Origin of the sequence: Paenarthrobacter sp. NPDC089675, from assembly GCF_044749185.1 — a bacterium.
Lineage (GTDB): Bacteria > Actinomycetota > Actinomycetes > Actinomycetales > Micrococcaceae > Arthrobacter.
This window is the reverse complement of the sequence record NZ_JBIVHM010000001.1, coordinates 820,778-835,300: the sequence shown is the minus strand read 5'-3', so window position 1 is coordinate 835,300 and position 14,523 is coordinate 820,778. Positions and strand designations below refer to the sequence as shown.

Here is a 14,523-nt window from a genome sequence, read left to right as displayed (position 1 = left end):
GGACAGTTGCGCGCTACTGGGTGATGTAGAGCGGATTCACCTGCTGGCACACAGCGTCTTTGGCAGTCTGGTTGACCACGTCGGTGGGCACCGAGGCGGCCCCGTACGCGGTCCCGGAGGCAAAGTCAGTACCGACGTAAACCTGCACACCGGACACACCTGCTGCCTGCTTGACCTGAGTAGCCGGAATTCCGTACAGTGCGGCGACATCCGTGGCAACGTCGGCAAAATCGGCACCGTAGTAGACCACTGTCTGTTCCACCGGGTTGGCCAAGTAGGAAACGGCCTGTGTGAATCCGTTGCCGGTCAGGACAGCCAGGATTTCCTGGGCGCGCGTGCCCACACCGCTGCCGTTTGCCACGGCCACTGGCTGGATAGCCTTGTTGTAGGCCGGCGCAGGCGGAGCTGCAGTGGTGGGAGGAGCTGCCGTGCCTGTGGGCGCAGCTGAGGCCGAGGGACTCGACGTTGCGCCGGGGTTGGTCAAATCAAGGTCCGCCCGCAGGGCCGCGAAAAGCTGCGAAGCCTGGGGTTCAACCAGCTCAAGCCGGTTGGGATCGATGGCTGCAGGCTGGGTGGGCACCGAGACGAAGGCCACCTTGGACACATCAATGTCCTTCAGCCGTCCACCAATGGTCAGGAGGGTCGGCACGGATGCCAGCCCTTCGTCAACGGTGAGGTTCTGGGTCACGACGTCGGCAATCTGCAAGAGCCGCTGAGGATTGCCCAAGGTGCCCTCGGACTTCAACTTCCTGGTCAGGGATGAAAGGAATGCCTGCTGTCCCTTGATCCGGCCGAGGTCGCCACCATCACCAAAGGCGTGCCGTGTACGAAGGAAGGACAAGGCCTGCTCGCCCTCAACCTGGGAGTTGCCCTTGGCCAAACGGAGTCCGGAGTCGGGGTCGAAAACGGGATCGCTGACGCAAACATCGACGCCGCCTACTGCCTTGGACAGTTCCTTGACGGCATTGAAGTCGGCCATCATGAAGTGGTCGACCTTAAGTCCGGTGAGCTTGTTGATCGTATCCACGGCGCAACCGATGCCGGCCTCGGCCATGGCCTCGTTGATCATGACCCCGTTGCGTGCGGGGAATGTCTGGTTGGTTTTACGGTCCGTGCATTGCGGAACATCCACGAGGAGGTCACGCGGAAAGCTCATGACACTGACGCGTTTGTTGTCCGCGGAGATGTCCAGGAGCATCATGACGTCCGAATGCCCGTAACCGGTGGAGTCCTCCGACGTGCCGTACTGGGAGTTCTTGCCGTCACGGGTATCCGAACCCAAGATCAGGATCTGGAGCCGGTCCGTCTTGTCATTGACCACGGCATCGCCGGTGTCGCGGGTGTCTCCGGCGCTCAAGGGAGCCTTGGTGATGTTGTTTTGGAGGCGGATGAACCAGAAAGCGGTAAAGGCAACTCCGGCAACCAAGGCAACCGAGACAACGCCCGTGACGATCTTCAGCCATAAGGGAAGACCTTTGGGCGCGTTCATGTGCCGCGGAGTCGCCTCCGGATCTCCTCCATGGCGCGCCGCGCCGGGAGCAGCGGTGCCGGCGCCCTGCGACCGGGCTTCACGACGTCGCACTATTCGGTTACCTTTCCTCAAACACGTGGATCCCCGCAATCATAATGGCCGTTTCTGGGAAGTTGCCTATCGGGCAACTTCCCACGCCGGTGATTCTTGGCAGGTCAGAAGCCCAGTTTGACCAATTGCTTGGGGTCGCGCTGCCAGTCCTTGGCCACTTTGACGTGCAGATCCAGGTAAATCCGGGTCCCAAGCAACGTCTCGATGCCCTTGCGGGCATTGGTGCCCACTTCGCGCAGGCGGCTCCCGCCCTTGCCGATGATGATGGCCTTCTGGGACGGACGCTCCACGTAGAGATTTACCCGGACATCAAGCAAGGGGTTGTCTTCGGTGCGCCCTTCCCGGGGCACAATTTCTTCCACAACCACAGCCAGGGAGTGGGGAAGTTCGTCGCGGACACCTTCAAGCGCCGCTTCGCGGATAAGTTCGGCGATCATGACGGCTTCCGGTTCGTCGGTCAATTCTCCGTCCGGATAGAGGGGTGGCGACGACGGCATGTGGCCGATGAGGACATCCGCTACTGTATTGACCTGGAATCCGTCTGCCGCAGAAACGGGGACGACGTCCGCCCAGCCCTGGCCACCGAGGACTTCACGGCCGAGTTCGGCCACCGCGAGGAGTTGTTCGGTGAGGGCTTGCCGGTCCACGAGGTCCGTTTTGGTCACGATGGCAACAATGGGCTTGCGGCCTACGGCTGCCAACTGCGCGGCAATGTACTTGTCGCCGGGACCGATCTTCTCGTTGGCCGGAAGGCAGAAACCGATCGCATCAACTTCCGCCAGGGTATCTGCCACGAGTTCGTTGAGGCGCTTGCCCAGCAATGTGCGCGGCCGGTGCAGGCCAGGTGTGTCAACGAGGATCAGCTGGGCGTCCTCACGGTGGACGATGCCGCGGATCGTGTGGCGGGTGGTTTGCGGCTTGGCCGAGGTGATGGCAACCTTCTGGCCCACCAGCGCGTTGGTCAGCGTCGATTTTCCGGCGTTCGGGCGGCCCACCAAGACCGAGAATCCCGCGTGGAAGCCGCCGAAATCATGATCGGCGTCGAATTTATTACTTTGCTTGCTCACGTGGAACTCCCTGTTGCGTTGTTTCTGCCTCGTCAAGAAGGTCTTCAAGGTCAGTTTCTTCTTTTGGCATCGCCGCCGCAATGATGTGGCTGACCCGGTTTCGGCGACCCTCAAGCCTATCGGCCTTCAGCGAAACTCCGCTCACTTCCACGGAACTGCCAACGATCGGGACCTGCCCCAAGGCTTTGGCAAGCAGGCCACCCACGGTGTCCACCTCGTCGTCGTCCAGGTCGATGCCGAACAGTTCCCCGAGGTCATCGATGCTCATCCGCGAACTCACCCGATAGGTGCCGTCGCCGAGGTCAACCGCCTCTTCCGCGGCAGAGTCGTACTCGTCCACGATTTCACCGACGATCTCCTCGATGAGGTCTTCAAGGGTCACCAGCCCGGCGGTGCCGCCGTACTCGTCGATCACGATCGCAACGTGCGTGGATTCCTTCTGCAGTTCGGTAAGGAGGTCGCTCACCGGCTTGGACTCGGGAACGTAACGGACCTCGCGGGCCAAAGAGTCGACGTCGTGCGGTTGCAGGTGGGGCTCGGTACGGTGCAGTGCCGCTGCCACGTCCTTAAGGTAAAGGATTCCCTTGATCTGGTCGGTGTTCTCTCCGATGACCGGAATCCGGGAATAGCCGGACCGCAGGAACAAAGCCATGGCCGCTTCCAGCCCCGAGCCGGTGCCGATGCTGACGATGTCGGTACGCGGAACCATGACCGAGCGGACCAAAGTATCGCCGAAGTCGAAGACGGAATGGATCAGTTCCGCCTCGTTGTCTTCGATCATGTCCGATTCGGCGGCACGGTCCACGAACTCACGGAACTCTTCCTCGCTGACGAAGGCGTCGTCGCCGGCCGGTGCCCCCGGCGCCACGGCAGTACCCAAGGCCACCAGCCAACCGGGAATGGGCCCGAGGATCCAGCAAAGGAACCTGATCAGGGGCGCCGTGAAACGGACCACGGGACCCGAATGTGCGCGTCCCAGCTGCCGGGGCGATACCCCGACCAGCACGAATCCGATGATCGCCATGATGCCCGTGGCGGCCAGGCCGGCGAGCCACACGTTGTCCAGCAGGCTGTGAAGAACGACGGCGACAGCCACCGCGGCTGCCATCTCGAACCAGACGCGCCAAAACCTGAGTGCCCTGATGTGGGCGACCGGGTTCTTGAGGATACTTCCAAGGGCCTTGCCCTTGCTTCGATGGACCGATTGCTCGGCCTCGTGCCTGGGCAGGAAGTTGAAGGCTGCCTCGGCCGCGGTCAGCAAGGCGACAAAGCTAAGGAAAACCAGCGCCATGCCGACCAGGATGAGCGAGGTCACTGCATGGTCTCCATGGGGGCATCCTTGCCCAGGAACTCAGACAGCAATTCACGCTGCAGGCCAAACATCTCTTCCTTTTCCTCCGGCTCTGCGTGGTCGAACCCAAGGAGGTGGAGGATGCCGTGGGTGGTGAGCAGGAGCATTTCGTCCTGCGTCGGGTGTCCTGCATTCCGCGCCTGGACCTCGGCTACTTGCGGGCAGATGGCAATATCGCCCAGCATTCCCTGGGGAGCGGGCTTATCCGGGGTTCCGGGCGTCAGCTCGTCCATGGGGACTGACAGGACATCGGTGGCACCGGGTTCGTCCATCAGTTCAATGTGCAGCTTTTCCATCGCTGCTTCATCCACGAGCAGGATGGACAGCTCGGCCTGGGGGTGGATGTACAAGCGCTCAAAGATGAAGCGGGACAACGTCACCAGCTGGGCTTCATCCACCTCCACGCCGGACTCGTTGTTTACTTCAATGCTCATTTACGTTCTCCACGTTTGTGTTGGGCGGCAGCGCCAGGCCTGTGGGCGTCGTCCCATTTGCTGTAGGCAGAAACAATGTCCGCCACCAGCCGGTGCCTGACGACGTCGCTTGCCTCAAGGATCGAAAAGTTCACGTCATCGATGCCGCTGAGAATCTCCCGGACGATTCGCAGCCCGGATGTTGCCCCGAAGGGCAAGTCGATCTGGGTGACGTCACCGGTGACCACCATCTTGGACCCGAAGCCCAGCCTGGTCAGGAACATCTTCATCTGCTCCGGGGTGGTGTTCTGCGCCTCATCCAGAATGATGAAGGCGTCGTTGAGCGTGCGTCCGCGCATGTAAGCCAGCGGAGCCACTTCGATGGTGCCCGCCGCCATCAGGCGCGGGATGGATTCGGGGTCCATCATGTCATGCAGGGCGTCGTACAGAGGCCGCAGGTAGGGGTCGATCTTGTCGCTCAGGGTGCCGGGAAGGAATCCCAGGCGCTCACCGGCTTCGACTGCGGGCCGCGTCAGGATGATGCGGCTGACTTCCTTGTTCTGCAGGGCCTGCACGGCCTTCGCCATCGCGAGGTAAGTCTTGCCCGTACCGGCTGGCCCAATCCCGAAGATGACGGTGTTCTCGTCGATGGCATCGACGTAATTCTTTTGGTTCAGCGTCTTGGGGCGGATGGTCTTGCCCCTGCTGGAAAGGATGTTGTGGGTGAGGACATCCACCGGATTCTGGACCGACTGGCTGCGCAGCAGCGAAACCAGCTGTTGCAGCACATCGGGAGTCACCACGGTCCCCCTGGCCACCAGTCCACGGACCTCCTCGAGGAGGCGCATGATCCGGGGAATAACCGTTGAGGGTCCGGACATGGAAAGTTCGTTGCCCCGAACGTGGAAGTTCACATCAGGGAATTGATCCTCGATATAGCGCAAGGCCTCATCATGGCTGCCCAGCGAATGAACCATCTGATCGGAGTTGTCGAACGTGACGATTTCCGTGCGCGTGCCCGGTAATGTGTGCGGGAACTCGGCGGCCGCTGGGTTCCCGTTACCGGTCCTCAGCCGCCCATTCAGGGATTCACTCATAGTGCTGGCCGTACGGCCTGTTCTCCTCCGGTTGTCCTTCGCGTTATATCCGACGATCCGGGCAGGGCCGATAAAAGGGCCCGGCCTTTTGCCGGAATGCCTTCAATCCTACGCCAGCCCCGGCACATGGGAACCTCCAGCACCCGGACAGCCTGGCCCGCGGCAGGGCCTCGACATTTTGTCTCAACTCGGCATCAAGCGGATATCAATCCTGTTTCAGTTGGTGGCGGTGCCCGCCAAACCCCGCCGTCCGTCGTCGTTCATATGCCAAGCTGGCAAGGCGGGCATAAGAGGGCCCGCGCAGAAACCGGCCTTCACGGGCCGCTAAGCAAGGAACACCCATCACCCAGCGAGCAAACCAGCACAAGGGCGCGCGACACCTGTCAAGGTCCGCGATTGCCGCCCCGGCGATGCTTGCTGTCCTCCTCCTGACGGGATGCATCGCCAACGGCGGAACCACGCCTGTGACAACGAGCCCCGCGGTAAGCGTCCAGGACGCTCCAGCCAGCAACGCCCCCTTGGAAACCACCCAGGCGTCCACCAAGATCCCTGTCTACTGGATCGGCCGGAGCAAGGACAACGTCTACCTATACCGGGAGTTCCGGGACATCTCCGGCGACGAGAACCCCGTAACCACGGCGCTCCGGATCATGATGGCCGAAAAACCGCTGGACCACGACTTCTTCACGCCCTGGCAGGAACCCGGTAGTCTCGCCACGTCAATCTCGGGCAAGAACGTGATCACTGTGGACATCTCGCGGGACGCCTTCAACTCCAACCTCGACGCCGGCATGGCCCAACGCGCAATCCAGCAATTGGTGTACACGGCCACCGCTGCAGCCTCGTCCTCGGGCCTGATCAACTCCGGCCAGCAGATTCAGGTGGTCATCCTGGTGGATGGCCATACGGATTTCATGGCCTTCGGTCAAGTGAAGCTTGGCCAGCCGATGGCCCGCGATGCATCCCTGGTGGCACCGGTGTGGATCATCGATCCACAGGAAGACACCACATTGGCCGCGGGGACAATCAAGGTGAACGGCCGAATCACAGACAGCTCCAAACCGGTCAACTGGCAGATCCTCCAGGACAACGGGAGCGGCACTCGGACCAGCCTCCTGACGGGCCAGGTCAAGGCTGTCGGCGAACCGGGCCAATTCGGGGTCTTCTCCTTCAGCGCGAACCTCAAGCCAGGAAAATACGAACTCCGGGTCGCTCAGGGAGACGACTCCGGGCACTCCGACGAGTCCACACTCGATACGAAGCTCTTCAGCGTCAACTGACGCCAGGCCTTTTAGCTCCAGCGGCCCAGGATGTCGCTCGCCAGCACGACGGCGGCCGGTCCTGCCGTTGATGACCGCAACACATGGTGTCCCAACAGTGCGGTAACGGCACCTGCATCGCTGAACCGGGTTACCTCCCTGGGAGAAATACCACCTTCGGGGCCCACGATCAGCAGCACCTCGCGGGGCGCCTCCCCCGCTGCCCATTCGGAGGCGCCTTCAAGGACCGTACGGAGCGGGTTCTTTGCGTCCTCGTGCAGGATGACAGCGAGGTCAGCGGCAGCCACCGCCTTGGCCAAGGCAGCAGAGTCGAGCGCGGCGCGCACCTCCGGAATCCAGGCCCTCCTGGCCTGCTTGGCGGCGGCCGTAACCACCGACTGCCATTTCGCGTGGGCCCTGGCAGCCCTCTCGCCCTTCCAACGGACAATGGAGCGTTCCGCCTGCCAGGGCACCACGGCGTCAATGCCCAGTTCGGTGGCCGTCTCAATGGCAAGTTCGTCCCGGTCACCTTTTGCGAGTGCCTGAACCAGGACCAGCCGGACTGCAGGGGCTTCTTCGAAGACCACCGTGGACGCCGTAACGGACAAAGTGCCTGGCCCGGCGTCGGAGACGATGCCTGTCAGCCTGGCGCCGGCGCCGTCCACGATATCCACGGGCTCGCCAATACCAAGGCGCTTGACCGTCACGGCATGCCTGGCCTCGGAACCCTCGAGGACAAACAGGGACCCGGGACCGGTCCCGTCCAGGCTTCCGGCAGGGACGAAGAAAACGGGATTGCTCACCGCTACAGGTTACCGAGCTTGTCCCGGAGCTTGGCGAACATGCCACCGCTGGCCACGAGCTTGCCTTCAGTGAATTGCTCCCCCCGCAGCTTGGCGAGCTGCCGGAGCAGGTCTTCCTGGGCCGCATCGAGCTTTCCGGGCGTCTCGACGTGGAGATGGACCTTCAGGTCGCCACGCCCGTAGCCGCGAAGGTGCGTCACGCCGAGGCCTCGAAGCGTAATGATCTCGCCCGATTGCGTGCCGGCCTTGACGTCGATTTCCTGGGGTCCGTCGAACGTTTCGAGGCTGAGTTCGGTACCCAGCGCCGCCGCCGTCATGGGAACGCTCAGCGTCGCATGCAGGTCGTCGCCTTCACGGACATACGTCGAATCGCTGTTGACGCGGATCTCCACATACAGGTCGCCCGCAGGACCGCCTGCGGGGCCGGCTTCTCCCTGTCCCGACAACTGGATGCGCGTGCCCGTTGCCACGCCGGCCGGGACCTTGATGGTCAGGGATCGGCGGCTGCGGATACGTCCTTGGTCGTTGCACTCGTTGCAGGGGTCCTTGATGATGGTCCCGAAACCTTCGCAGGAGCCACAGGGCGCCGTTGTCATGACCTGGCCAAGGATGGAACGCACTGCACGCTGTACCTGGCCGCTGCCGCCGCAGATATCGCAACGTTCAGGGTGGGTGCCGGGACGGCAGCAGCTGCCATCACACGTGGGGCAGGTGACTGCAGTGTCGACTTCGAGTTTCTTGTTGACACCGAAGACGGCGTCCTTCAGGTCGATCCTGACGCTGATAAGCGCGTCCTGGCCGCGGCGCACGCGTGAAGCGGGCCCGGCGTGGCCGCCGCCCCCACCACCGAAGAACGTGTCAAAGATGTCCTGGAAGGCGAAGCCCTGGCCGGAGTAACCCCCGCCGAAGCCGTTGTCCGTTCCGTTTTCGTTGCCAGTGGCGTCGTAGACCCGACGCTTTTGCGGGTCTGACAGGACTTCGTAGGCGTGCGTTACTGCCTTGAACTGTTCCGCGACATCTTCCCCGGGGTTGACGTCGGGGTGCAGTTTTCGCGCCAACTTGCGGTACGCCTTTTTGATCTCTTCTCCGGTGGCTTCCGGGGAGACTCCCAAAACGTCATAGTGGCTGCTCAAAGTCGGTATCTCTTCCTTGTTGTACTGCGGTTCATTGGCGGCGGCTGGTGTCAGCCGCCGAGGATTCGGGAAAGGTAACGGGCCACGGCGCGAACGGCGGCCATGGTTGTGGGGTAGTCCATGCGGGTTGGTCCCAGGATGCCCACTTTCGCCCCGGAGCCGTAGCCGGTGGCCACGACTGAAGCTTCGGCAAGACCGTCGTACGGATTTTCCCGTCCGATGCTGACCGTGACTCCGCGCGGGTCGTCCCCCATGTCCGACAACAACCGAAGCATGACCACTTGTTCCTCAAGGGCCTCAAGTACCGGACCGATGCTCAGCGGGAAGTCCACGTTGGAGCGGGCGAGGTTTGCGGTTCCCGCCATGAGGATCCGCTCTTCGCGGCTGGTGTCGCTCAGCGCCTGCAGTCCCACGGCCAGGGCCTGCGCTGCACCGCGGAGTTCAGGAGGGCATAAGGCCACAACGGAGGGAAGGACCTGGGGGAGCAAATCGAGTTGGGTTCCGGCGATGCTTCCAAGGAACCTGGAGCGCAGCACCATCAGGGCCTCGTTGCTGACGTCCGCACCGGCGTCGACGACCTTTTGTCCCACGCTGCCGGTGTCCGCTATCAGGACCGCCAGCACCTGCTTCGGGGCCAGCAGCACAAACTCCACGTGGCGGACCAGCGCCCGCTTTGAATGTGGATACTGCACGACGGCGACCTGGTTGGTCAGCTGCGAAAGGAGCCGCACGGTCCGCTCAAGAATGTCGTCAAGGTCATCCGGCCCCTCCAGGAGCGAATGGATGGCCCTGCGCTCAGCAGCGGACAAGGGCTTCACCTGCGAAATCCGGTCCACGAAGAGGCGGTAACCCTTGTCCGTGGGGATACGGCCCGCGCTGGTGTGGGGAGCGGCGATGAGTCCTTCTTCTTCCAAAACCGCCATGTCGTTGCGGATGGTGGCGCTGGAAACACCGAGGTGGTGGCGCTCCACCAGAGCCTTCGACCCGACAGGCTCACGGGAATGCACGTAGTCCTCAACGATGGCCCGCAAGACTTCCAGTTTGCGCGGCTCACTCATTGCAACACCTCCTGACGACCATCCGGGTCCACGCGGCCGGCGCCTGGGGGACCTTCAAAAAAACACATCACCATCACCATCTGCTTAGCACTCAACATGCCCAAGTGCTAACAAGTCTAGTATGGGCCACCGCGTTGCTAGCATTGAAACCGTCCGCTGCCCCCATCCGCAGCGGGGCCGGCGGCATCCGCGTGCCCGGCTGGATTCCCAGCGCAAAGAGGTATGAGCTCCTTGGCTTTCGACACTTGGGGTCCGCAGGACCTGACGGCACCGGCCAAGCGAAAACTGCCGGAAGTGCCCGTCCAGCGCGGAATGGTCCTTGAAGATGTCCAGTCAGGCTGGGTAGGGGAAGTGGTCCGGGTTGAAAAGTCCGGCGGCATGCACATTGTTTCCCTCGAGGACAGACGTGGAAAGGTCAAGTCCTTCCAACTGGGGTTCGGGTTCCTCCTCGAAGGTGCACCGATACAGCTGATGCCCCCGGCAGCGAGAGTGCCCGCAGGCGCAGTTCCGGCCGGGCGTACGGCCTCCGGCTCCGTCCGCGTTCAGGGCCAACGGGCCCAGGTGGCCAAGGCCAGCCGCATCTGGGTGGAAGGCAAGCACGACGCCGAACTCGTGGAGAAGGTATGGGGCGACGATCTCCGCGTTGAGGGCATCGTGGTGGAGCCCCTCCACGGCGTGGACGACCTCAAGTCAGCCATTGCATCCTTCGGGCCCGGACCGCAGCGCAAGCTCGGGATCCTCGTGGACCACTTGGTGGCAGGCTCAAAGGAATCCCGGATCGCGGCCGAGGCCATGACGGTCCCAGGCGCGGCCGGCAATGTCCTGATCGTCGGACACCCTTACGTGGACGTCTGGCAGGCCATCCGCCCCAAGGTACTTGGGATCCCCGAATGGCCGGCGGTCCCGCGAGGGGTCGACTGGAAAACAGGGATCCTCAGGGCCTTTGGCTGGCCTCACCAGACAGCGGAAGACATCGGGCTGGGCTGGCAACGCTTGCTTGGCGCCGTGCGGAGCTACGCCGATCTTGAGGCTTCTTTGCTGGGCCGGGTCGAGGAAGTGATCGACTTCCTCACGGCCCCTTAGACCGGGCCGCAAGCCATTCCGCGGCATGTGACACCAACCCCTTCAAGGAGGCCGTGGTCTTCCGAAGCAGCCTCGACCCAGTATTCTGGGACAGCAACACCGCAACATTTTTACAGCAAAGGGAAGACACCGTGGCAGAGAACGCTCCAGAAGAACCGGGCAGGGCCGCAGGCCAGCCCCAGTATCATGGTGCACCTGCAAACGCACTCCCGCTGACCGCGGGCGAGGACCGCCAGTGGGCTACCCTTGCGCACTTCGGCGGCATCCTGGGTTGCCTGCCGTCCTTGCTGATCTACCTGATTTTCCGGGAACGCGGTCCCTTCACCGCACAGGAGTCCAAGGAAGCCTTGAACTTCACGCTTCCCCCCACGATTGCGGCCGTTCTGGCAAACCTTCTGGTCCTGTTGCCTGTGGTTGGAAACATCTTTGCGGTGATCGCCACCGCGATCTGGGTAGCACTGACCTGCTTCTCCGTCTCGGCGGGAATCCGGGTGAACCACGGTCAACCACACCGCTACCGCTTCAATCTGCGCTGGATCAAGTAACAGGCCCGCCCGGTCCCGGGTAAAGGCGTTAGTCCGGCAGGATCCGGCGCACCACGGCATCGGCCAGCAGCCGGCCTTTGAGGGTCAACACCAACCGGCCCTTGAAGGCAGCGGCCGGGTCCACGAGCTTGTCAGCTATGAGGCCTGCCACGGCGTGCCGGCCCACCTTATCCAGCGCATCCACCGCGAGCCCGGAACCAAGCCGGGCTTCCAGCATGATGCGCTCCACTTCCCGGGTTCCGGCGTCGAGCGTTTCCCTGCCTGCGGCGGGCGAACTCCCGGCCGCCAACCTGGCCGCATAGGCCGTGGGATGCTTGACGTTCCACCACCGCACGCCGCCTACATGCGAGTGCGCTCCCGGCCCGATCCCCCACCAATCGTCACCGCGCCAATAGGCCAGGTTGTGCCTGCAGGCTTGTTCCGGGGTCCGGGCCCAATTGCTGACCTCGTACCAATCCAGGCCTGACGCTGAGATCATTTGATCCGCCAGCTCATATTTGGCGGCGTGGTCGTCGTCGTCGATTCCGGGCACTTGGCCGCGCCTGATCTGCGCGGCAAGCTTGGTGCCATCCTCAACTATCAGCGCATAGGCGCTGATGTGATCGGGCTCGTAGGACAGTGCCGTCTTGAGCGAGAGTTCCCAATCCTCCATGGACTCCCCGGGGGTCCCGTAGATCAAGTCCAGGCTGACAGACAGGCCTGCCTCGCGGGCCCACTGCACCACCTGCGGCACCCGGCTCGGGGTGTGGGTACGGTCCAGCACTTTAAGAACATGCGGCACGGCCGACTGCATGCCAAAGGAAACCCTGGTGAAGCCGGCGTCAGCTAACAGCCTCAGCGACTCCGGAGTCACGGAATCCGGATTGGCCTCGGTGGTCACCTCGGCGCCGGGCTCAAGACCCCAATGGCCTACGGCAGCACGAAGGATCTGCGCCAAATCTTCCGCGGGCAGGAGGGTGGGCGTGCCGCCTCCGAAGAAGACAGTGCTGAGGGGCCGACGCGGGAGGCTCGAGGCATCAAGGGCCGCAGCCGCGAATCCGAGTTCGGAGACCGCCGTCGACGCATAGGCATCCTGCGACGCACCGCCGCCCAGCTCGGTGGCCGTGTAGGTGTTGAAGTCGCAGTAGCCGCAGCGGACAGCACAGAACGGGATGTGCACGTAGAGACCGAATTTGCGCTGCTCTACGCCGTCCAGCACCTGCGGCGGCAAGATGCCGTCCGCAGGTGCCGGATCGCCCAAAGGTAGGACGCTGGGCATTTACTTCTTGGCCTTGTCCTTGGACTCGTCGGTGGTCAGCGCTGCGATGAAGGCTTCCTGGGGCACCTCAACACGGCCAACCATCTTCATGCGCTTCTTGCCTTCTTTCTGCTTTTCGAGCAGCTTGCGCTTACGGGTGATGTCACCGCCGTAGCACTTGGCAAGAACATCCTTGCGGATGGCCCGGATGCTCTCGCGCGCGATGATGCGGGAGCCGATGGCAGCCTGGATGGGCACCTCGAACTGCTGCCGCGGAATGAGTTCGCGGAGTTTTCCGGTCATCATCACACCGTAGGCGTAGGCCTTGTCGCGGTGGGTGATGGCGCTGAAGGCGTCCACCTGTTCGCCCTGGAGCAGGATGTCGACCTTGACGAGGTCTGCCACTTGCTCGCCGTCGGCCTTCCAGTCCAGCGAGGCGTAGCCGCGCGTCTTGGATTTCAGCAGATCGAAGAAGTCGAAGACAATCTCGGCCAGCGGGATCCAGTAACGGAGTTCGACGCGGTCCTCGGACAGGTAGTCCATGCCCTTCATCTGGCCGCGGCGGCTTTGGCACAGCTCCATGATGGCACCGACGAACTCATTGGGCGCCAGGACGGTGGCGGAGACCATCGGCTCACGAACTTCGGCAATTTTGCCCGTGGGGTACTCGCTGGGGTTGGTGACGTGGACAACCCGCTTGTCTTCCAGGGTGACCTCGTACTCCACGTTGGGTGCAGTGGAAATGAGGTCGAGGTTGTACTCGCGTTCCAAACGCTCGCGAGTGATTTCAAGGTGCAGCAACCCAAGGAAGCCAACACGGAAGCCGAAGCCCAGCGCAGCCGAGGTCTCAGGCTCGTAGACCAAGGCGGCGTCGTTGAGCATCAGCTTTTCCAATGCGTCGCGAAGCACCGGGTAGTCCGTGCCATCCAAGGGGTAGAGGCCGGAGAACACCATCGGCTTCGCATCGGCGTAGCCGCTCAGGGATTCCGAGGCCGGCTTGGCCTGGTTGGTGACAGTATCGCCAACCTTGGACTGACGGACATCCTTCACGCCGGTGATGAGGTATCCCACCTCACCCACACCCAGGCCCTTTGACGGGGTGGGCTCAGGCGAGCTCACCCCTATTTCGAGGAGTTCGTGGGTTGCGCGGGTTGACATCATCTGGATGCGTTCGCGTGGGTGAAGCTTGCCGTCAACCACACGGACGTAGGTGACGACGCCACGGTAGGTGTCATAGACGGAGTCAAAGATCATGGCACGCGCGGGCGCGTCGGGATTGCCAACAGGTGCCGGAAGGTCGCGGACAATCTTGTCCAGCAGCGCCTCAACGCCTACACCGGTTTTACCGGAAACCTTGAGCACATCCTCCGGGTCTCCGCCGATGAGGTTTGCAAGCTCAGCCGCGTACTTCTCCGGTTGCGCCGCTGGGAGGTCGATCTTGTTCAAAACCGGAATGATGGTGAGGTTGTTTTCCATCGCCAGGTACAGGTTGGCCAACGTCTGGGCCTCGATGCCCTGCGCCGCGTCAACCAGCAGGATCGCGCCCTCGCAGGCTGCCAGGGACCGGGAGACCTCGTACGTGAAGTCGACGTGGCCCGGGGTGTCGATCATGTTCAGGGCGTAGCTGGTGCCATCAAGTTCCCAAGGCATGCGGACAGCCTGCGACTTGATGGTGATGCCGCGCTCACGTTCAATGTCCATGCGGTCCAGGTACTGGGCCTTCATGTCGCGTTGCTGAACGACGCCGGTGAACTGCAGCATGCGGTCGGCCAAGGTGGACTTACCGTGGTCAATGTGGGCAATGATGCAGAAGTTCCGGATGATGGCCGGATCTGTTGCGGCGGGCACCGGTGCGGTGCGGGCCATGGGAGACACGCAAGGTCCTAACTGTCGGC

General features: G+C 62.7%; 13 protein-coding genes. 3 read left to right on the top strand and 10 right to left on the bottom strand.

Going from position 1 to position 14,523, the window contains the following annotated elements; all coding sequences use genetic code 11:
- Nucleotides 1–13: 13 nt before the first annotated feature.
- The 5 genes from ACIPY2_RS03960 to ACIPY2_RS03940 all read right to left on the bottom strand — a co-directional run bounded on the left by ACIPY2_RS03960 (nt 14) and on the right by ACIPY2_RS03940 (nt 5,510).
- Nucleotides 14–1,489 (bottom strand): LCP family protein, encoded by a 1,476-nt coding sequence (locus tag ACIPY2_RS03960; RefSeq protein WP_400265043.1) that lies wholly within the window; start codon nt 1,487–1,489, stop codon nt 14–16.
- Between the two features lie 197 nt (nt 1,490–1,686).
- Nucleotides 1,687–2,649: a GTPase Era gene (gene era / locus ACIPY2_RS03955; RefSeq protein ID WP_400265042.1), complete on the bottom strand. Its 963-nt coding sequence runs from the start codon at nt 2,647–2,649 to the stop codon at nt 1,687–1,689.
- Nucleotides 2,633–3,964 (bottom strand): hemolysin family protein, encoded by a 1,332-nt coding sequence (locus ACIPY2_RS03950; RefSeq protein ID WP_400265041.1) that lies wholly within the window; start codon nt 3,962–3,964, stop codon nt 2,633–2,635. The genes era and ACIPY2_RS03950 overlap by 17 nt, the downstream gene beginning before the upstream one ends.
- On the bottom strand, nt 3,961–4,434 hold the full coding sequence (ybeY, locus tag ACIPY2_RS03945; protein ID WP_400265040.1) for an rRNA maturation RNase YbeY: 474 nt from the start codon (nt 4,432–4,434) through the stop codon (nt 3,961–3,963). The genes ACIPY2_RS03950 and ybeY overlap by 4 nt, the downstream gene beginning before the upstream one ends.
- Nucleotides 4,431–5,510, bottom strand: a complete 1,080-nt coding sequence (locus ACIPY2_RS03940) for a PhoH family protein (RefSeq protein WP_400265039.1) — start codon at nt 5,508–5,510, stop codon at nt 4,431–4,433. Before ACIPY2_RS03940 ends, ybeY begins: the two co-directional genes overlap by 4 nt.
- 410 nt (nt 5,511–5,920) lie before the next feature.
- Between ACIPY2_RS03940 and ACIPY2_RS03935 the strand changes: the two genes are divergently transcribed.
- Nucleotides 5,921–6,790, top strand: a complete 870-nt coding sequence (locus ACIPY2_RS03935) for a GerMN domain-containing protein (RefSeq protein ID WP_400265038.1) — start codon at nt 5,921–5,923, stop codon at nt 6,788–6,790.
- A gap of 11 nt (nt 6,791–6,801) precedes the next feature.
- On the opposite strand, the gene ACIPY2_RS03930 is transcribed toward ACIPY2_RS03935, so the two are convergent.
- The 3 genes from ACIPY2_RS03930 to hrcA are packed head-to-tail and all read right to left on the bottom strand — an operon-like array spanning nt 6,802 to nt 9,763.
- Nucleotides 6,802–7,572 (bottom strand): 16S rRNA (uracil(1498)-N(3))-methyltransferase, encoded by a 771-nt coding sequence (locus ACIPY2_RS03930; protein WP_400265037.1) that lies wholly within the window; start codon nt 7,570–7,572, stop codon nt 6,802–6,804.
- A 2-nt stretch (nt 7,573–7,574) separates the two neighbouring features.
- Nucleotides 7,575–8,705, bottom strand: a complete 1,131-nt coding sequence (dnaJ, locus tag ACIPY2_RS03925; protein ID WP_400265036.1) for a molecular chaperone DnaJ — start codon at nt 8,703–8,705, stop codon at nt 7,575–7,577.
- 50 nt (nt 8,706–8,755) lie between these two features.
- The gene (gene hrcA, locus ACIPY2_RS03920) at nt 8,756–9,763 is read right to left on the bottom strand and encodes a heat-inducible transcriptional repressor HrcA (protein ID WP_400265035.1); all 1,008 of its coding nucleotides are present in this window, start codon (nt 9,761–9,763) and stop codon (nt 8,756–8,758) included.
- A 231-nt stretch (nt 9,764–9,994) separates the two neighbouring features.
- On the opposite strand from hrcA, the gene ACIPY2_RS03915 reads away from it, so the two are divergent.
- Nucleotides 9,995–10,846 carry a DUF3097 domain-containing protein gene (locus tag ACIPY2_RS03915; RefSeq protein WP_400265112.1) on the top strand — a complete coding sequence of 284 codons (852 nt, stop codon included), beginning with the start codon at nt 9,995–9,997 and terminating at the stop codon, nt 10,844–10,846.
- 131 nt (nt 10,847–10,977) lie between these two features.
- Nucleotides 10,978–11,391 carry a DUF4870 domain-containing protein gene (locus tag ACIPY2_RS03910; protein ID WP_400265034.1) on the top strand — a complete coding sequence of 138 codons (414 nt, stop codon included), beginning with the start codon at nt 10,978–10,980 and terminating at the stop codon, nt 11,389–11,391.
- Nucleotides 11,392–11,419: 28 nt separating this feature from the next.
- On the opposite strand, the gene hemW is transcribed toward ACIPY2_RS03910, so the two are convergent.
- Both hemW and lepA read right to left on the bottom strand, forming a co-directional pair.
- Nucleotides 11,420–12,649, bottom strand: coding sequence for a radical SAM family heme chaperone HemW (gene hemW, locus ACIPY2_RS03905; protein WP_400265033.1), 1,230 nt, complete (start codon nt 12,647–12,649; stop codon nt 11,420–11,422).
- Nucleotides 12,650–14,503: a translation elongation factor 4 gene (gene lepA / locus ACIPY2_RS03900; protein WP_144658906.1), complete on the bottom strand. Its 1,854-nt coding sequence runs from the start codon at nt 14,501–14,503 to the stop codon at nt 12,650–12,652.
- Nucleotides 14,504–14,523: the final 20 nt, after the last annotated feature.

Excerpts from the sequence above, each read along its gene's own strand:
- ACIPY2_RS03960 (WP_400265043.1), bottom strand. The coding sequence starts at position 1,489 with ATGAACGCGCCCAAAGGTCTTCCCTTATGGCTGAAGATCGTCACGGGC.
- ybeY (WP_400265040.1), bottom strand. The coding sequence starts at position 4,434 with ATGAGCATTGAAGTAAACAACGAGTCCGGCGTGGAGGTGGATGAAGCC.
- ACIPY2_RS03940 (WP_400265039.1), bottom strand. The coding sequence starts at position 5,510 with ATGAGTGAATCCCTGAATGGGCGGCTGAGGACCGGTAACGGGAACCCA.
- ACIPY2_RS03935 (WP_400265038.1), top strand. The coding sequence starts at position 5,921 with ATGCTTGCTGTCCTCCTCCTGACGGGATGCATCGCCAACGGCGGAACC.
- hrcA (WP_400265035.1), bottom strand. The coding sequence starts at position 9,763 with ATGAGTGAGCCGCGCAAACTGGAAGTCTTGCGGGCCATCGTTGAGGAC.
- hemW (WP_400265033.1), bottom strand. The coding sequence starts at position 12,649 with ATGCCCAGCGTCCTACCTTTGGGCGATCCGGCACCTGCGGACGGCATC.